This window comes from Alkalibaculum bacchi (assembly GCF_937875145.1).
Classification (GTDB): Bacteria; Bacillota; Clostridia; order Eubacteriales; family Alkalibacteraceae; genus Alkalibaculum; species Alkalibaculum bacchi_A.
Genome location: NZ_CALNCS010000150.1, coordinates 1 through 1578, shown reverse-complemented (window position 1 = coordinate 1578; position 1578 = coordinate 1). Strand labels below are relative to the sequence as shown.

General features: G+C 40.9%; 2 protein-coding genes. One reads left to right on the top strand and one right to left on the bottom strand.

Features of this window, described 5'->3' with window-relative positions; all coding sequences use genetic code 11:
* Positions 1-659, top strand: a 659-nt coding sequence (locus tag Q7P22_RS09205) for a YitT family protein (RefSeq protein ID WP_303863486.1), incomplete at its 5' end; no start/stop codon positions are given.
* A gap of 39 nt (positions 660-698) precedes the next feature.
* Here the strand turns inward: Q7P22_RS09205 and Q7P22_RS09200 are convergent.
* Positions 699-1578, bottom strand: an 880-nt coding sequence (locus Q7P22_RS09200) for a substrate-binding domain-containing protein (protein ID WP_303863484.1), incomplete at its 5' end; no start/stop codon positions are given.

Here is a 1578-nt window from a genome sequence, read left to right as displayed (position 1 = left end):
AGTGGGGGAGAACAATCGCGCGATTTGCTGTCTATGGAATCGGGCTCTTATCGATTTCACTCGGTACGGTACTGCAAACTGAATCTGGCCTTGGTGTAGCATCACTTACATGCTTTGCAACATTTGCAGCTCGGGCGCTTGGTACAACCTTAGGTGCTATGATTTTTTTAACTTATATTTTATATGTCAGTGCTCAGATCATTATTTTGCATGGACATTTTCACTTAAGAATTCTTTTAGAGACGGTATTTGCGTTTGGTATGGGGTATTTCGTAGATATGATTGCAAACCTTGTGCAGATAAATCTCTCAAATATTCTTGCTCAAACTATATGCATGCTTGGTGCACTGGTGGTAACAGCGTTTGGCGTTACACTGATGGTTGGGATGGATGTTGTTCCCAACGCACCAGATGGCCTTGTCCAAGTTATATCGGGGACTCTTAAAAAGCCTTTCGGTAATATAAAAGTTGTCTTTGACTCAAGCCATGTGCTTGTTTCTATTATTGGTTCATTAGTGCTATTTGGTGATATTGAAGGCTTTGGTTTAACGACGGTCGTTTCAGCTCTTTTGCTAGGCCGGATTATTAATGTGATGGAGAGTTTAGTGGGCGACCATGCAAAAGAGATGGTTTTTGGAAGATGTAGTTACACATCATGATTTATTCTAAACGTATAGTTCATTTATTAACTTTCTCATTTATAGGGTGCTAGCTGACCATTTGATATTACAATTCAGAACCTGATGCGGATCTACCTTCCCTTTGCCATCTATAAGATCAAGTAAGATGCGTGCAGCTTGTTGCCCTTCTTCATAGGCTGGCTGGGTGATTACGGAAATACTAGGAGAAGCTAATTCTGCCCATTCCAAATTATCAAATCCTAAGAGTCCGACCGTTTCTGGCATAAGAGGATAGAAATCTTGCATCGCAGCATAGATTTTTGGTAATGCCCAGCAATTGGGAGCAAATACAAGTGTCGGTGTTGTGCCATTGATATTTCTGTGCAACCAAGTATCAAGGTCATCCTCTATGAGGTCTCTATCAGGAATGATATAGCGATTTAGTGGTATGCCATGAGCCTCAAGAGCATCTTCACAGCCACTTGAGCGTTCGATCCGCGAGCTTAACATTTGTGGTTTCGCCGTGACCATTAGGACACGTTTATAGCCTTTGGTAATGCATGTTTCAATTGCACTGTAGGTTGATTCATAGTTGTTGGTTTTAACCCAGCTTGAGGTATAATCATAAAATTGGCTATCAAAAAAGACCAAATGTTTTCCCATATTTTCAATAAGGCTGGCAACTTCTTTGAAGCGCGCAGTAGGCTGTACTATAAAACCGTCTACACCTATAGCAAGCAATTGCTCTATATACGTTCGTTCATCATCGCGGTCAAAATTGGAACTGCTAATAAGCAGATGATAACCTTCCTTATGTGCAACTGAGTCAATACCCTTAACTATTTGATTACTAAAGTGGTTTGTGATATCACCAATAATTATTCCTAGCATGTAGGTTTTCTTAGCGTTCATGCCGCGCGCAAGTGGGCTGGGCTTGTATCCTGTTTTTTCAATGGTA